Origin of the sequence: Mycolicibacterium arseniciresistens, assembly GCF_030519285.1 — a bacterium.
Classification (GTDB): Bacteria; Actinomycetota; Actinomycetes; order Mycobacteriales; family Mycobacteriaceae; genus Mycobacterium; species Mycobacterium arseniciresistens.
On sequence record NZ_JAUMSQ010000463.1, the window covers coordinates 1 to 3279 of the forward strand.

The 3279-nt window shown below is 71.1% G+C and carries 2 protein-coding genes; both read left to right on the forward strand.

The annotated features are described in order from the left end of the window. Positions 1-47 precede the first annotated feature (47 nt). Entirely contained in the window at positions 48-1994 is a 1947-nt protein-coding gene (locus Q2100_RS30465) for a peptidoglycan D,D-transpeptidase FtsI family protein (RefSeq protein WP_302917017.1), read from the forward strand. Between the two features lie 46 nt (positions 1995-2040). Then, positions 2041-3279 (forward strand): UDP-N-acetylmuramoyl-L-alanyl-D-glutamate--2,6-diaminopimelate ligase (locus tag Q2100_RS30470; protein WP_302917016.1); only part of this gene is annotated, 1239 nt, incomplete at its 3' end.

The window sequence follows — 3279 nt, forward strand, 5'->3', positions numbered from 1 at the left end:
GCCGAGCAGTTCACCCCGGTGGCCGCACCGCTGCCCGGGCCGCAGGGATGAGCCGCGACGCGAGTCGGCGCCGTCCCGCCCGGCCTGCCGCCAAACCCCGTAAGAAAGGTGCGGCGCCGTCGGCCGAACACTCGGCACGGGCCCGCCGTACACGGGAGACCTCGGTCGAAACAGGCTTGCGCAGCTCGTCCTTCACGTTCCGGCACCGTGGCGGCATGGCGGTGATCTTCGTGCTGCTGCTCGTCGCGGGCGGGCAGCTGTTCAGCCTGCAGGTGCCGCGGGCCGAGGGGCTGCGCGCGGAGGCCGCCGGCCAGCTCAAGGTGACCGATGTGGAGAAGGCGGTGCGCGGCAGCATCGTCGACCGCAACAGCGACAAGCTGGCATTCACCATCGAGGCCCGGGCGCTGACATTCCAGCCGGTCAAGGTGCGCAAGGAACTCGAAGAGGCGTTCACGAAGAACGAGGCCGCGACCGTGGAAGCGCCGGACCCCCAACGCCGGCTGCGTGACATCGCCACCGAGGTCGCCGCCCGGCTCGGCAACAAGCCGGACATGAAGACGGTGCTCAAGAAGCTGCGCAGCAACGAGTCGTTCGTGTATCTGGCCCGCGCGGTCGACCCGTCCGTCGCCGACGCGATCACCACGAAATTCCCCGAGGTCGGCACGGAGCGCCAGGATCTGCGTCAGTATCCCGGCGGGTCGCTGGCGGCCAACATCGTCGGCGGCATCGACTGGGACGGCCACGGTCTGCTCGGACTCGAGGACTCACTGGACGCGGTGCTGGCAGGCACCGACGGCTCGATCACCTACGACCGCGGTTCCGACGGCGTGGTCATCCCCGGCAGCTACCGCAACCGGCACGACTCGGTCGACGGCTCGACGGTGATGCTCACCATCGACGACGACATCCAGTTCCACGTCCAGCAGCAGGTGCAGCAGGCCAAGGACGCCTCCGGCGCCAAGAACGTCTCCGCCGTGGTGCTGGACGCGAAAACCGGTGAGGTGCTCGCGATGTCGAACGACAACACGTTCGACCCGTCGCAGGACATCGGCCGCCAGGAGCACAAGCAGAACGGCAACCTCTCGGTCTCCTCGCCGTTCGAGCCCGGATCGGTGAACAAGATCGTGACCGCCGCGTCGGCGATCGAGTACGGGCTGACGAATCCCGACGAGGTCCTCCAGGTGCCGGGGTCCATCGACATGGGCGGTGTCACGGTGGGTGACGCGTGGAAGCACGGGGTGATGCCCTATACCACCACCGGCATCTTCGGGAAGTCGTCGAACGTCGGGACGCTGATGCTGGCCCAGCGCGTCGGGCCGGAACGCTTCGCCGACATGCTGCGCCGGTTCGGGCTCGGCCAGCGCAGCGGCGTCGGCCTGCCCGGCGAGAGCGCGGGCCTGGTGCCGCCGATCGATCAGTGGTCGGGCAGCTCGTTCGCCAACCTGCCCATCGGTCAAGGCCTTTCGATGACGCTGCTCCAGATGACGGGGATGTACCAGACCATCGCCAACGACGGCGTCCGGATCCCGCCCCGCATCATCAAGGGCACCGTGGCAGCCGACGGCAGCCGCACCGACGAACCGCGCCCGGAGGGCATCAAGGTGGTCTCACCGGAAACGGCGCGCACCGTGCGGAACATGTTCCGCGCAGTCGTCCAGCGCGACCCGATGGGCACCCAGCAGGGCACCGGTCCCGCGGCCGCGGTGGAGGGTTATCAGATCGCGGGCAAGACCGGCACCGCTCAGCAGATCAACCCCGCGTGCGGCTGCTACTACAGCGACGTCTACTGGATCACCTTCGCCGGGATGGCGCCCGTCGACGACCCGCGCTACGTCGTCGGCGTGATGATGGACGCCCCGCACCGCGCAGCCGACGGCACGCCGGGATCGTCGGCCGCCCCGCTGTTCCACAACATCGCATCGTGGCTGCTGCAGCGCGACAACGTGCCCCTGTCGCCGGACCCCGGCCCGCCGCTCACGCTGCAGGCGAGCTGACCTGTAGAAGCGCCGCCGGTGCCGGGATCGGTACTGTGTCATCGCCATGAACCTGCGTCCCAGCCATCCCGCCGGATACCCGCTCGGGCCGCTGGCCGAGCGGGTCACGGCGGTGCCGCGTGCGGACGGTCCGGCGGCCGTGCCGGACATCCTGATCACCGGGGTCACCCTGCGCGGGCAGGACGCCCGCCCGGGTGACCTGTTCGCTGCGCTGCCCGGTTCCTCGTCGCACGGCGCCCGCTACGCCGGTGCTGCGGTCGGCGCCGGCGCGGCCGCGGTGCTCACCGACGCGGCAGGCGCCGACCTGATCGACACCGGAATCGATGTCCCGGTCTTGGTCCATCCCGACCCGCGCGCGGTGCTCGGCGACGTGGCGGCCACCGTGTACGGCAGGCCGTCGGAGCGCCTGCGGGTGATCGGGGTGACCGGCACCTCGGGCAAGACCACCACCACCTATCTGGTCGAGGCGGGCCTGCGCGCGGCGGAGCGGGTGGCGGGGCTGATCGGGACGGTCGGTGTGCGCATCGACGGCCTCGACCAGCCGAGCGCACTGACCACACCCGAGGCGCCCGATCTGCAGGCGCTGCTGGCGGTGATGGTGGAGCGCGGGGTCGACACGGTGGTGATGGAGGTGTCCAGCCACGCGCTCAGCCTGGGCCGGGTCGACGGGGTGCGGTTCGCCGTCGGCGGATTCACCAACCTGTCCCGCGACCATCTCGACTTCCATCCGACGATGGCCGACTACTTCGCCGCGAAGGCGCGGTTGTTCGACCCGGAGTCGGCGGCCTGTGCGGACCTGTCGGTGATCTGCGTCGACGACGACGCCGGCCGCGACATGGCGAGGCTGGCCACCGCACCGGTGACCGTCAGCGCCACCGGCCGCGATGCCGACTGGCGGGCCGAGCAGATCCGCGCCGTCGGTCACGTCGCCCAGGAATTCGTCGCCGAGGACCCGGCGGGTGTGCACCACGGCCTGCGGATCGGGTTGCCCGGCCGCTACAACGTGACCAACTGCCTGCTGGCCACCGCGCTGCTGGACGCCGTGGACGTGTCGCCCGAGCAGGCCGCGCCGGGTTTGCGCACCGCGGCGGTGCCCGGCCGGCTCGAACCGGTGGACCGCGGGCAGGACTTCCTCGCGCTGGTCGACTACGCGCACAAGCCCGGCGCGTTGCGCGCGGTGCTGGAGACGCTGCGCCAGCACGCCGGCGGCGCACGGGTGGCCGTCGTCTTCGGCGCGGGCGGGAACCGTGATCCGGGCAAGCGGGCGCCGATGGGCCGGACGGCC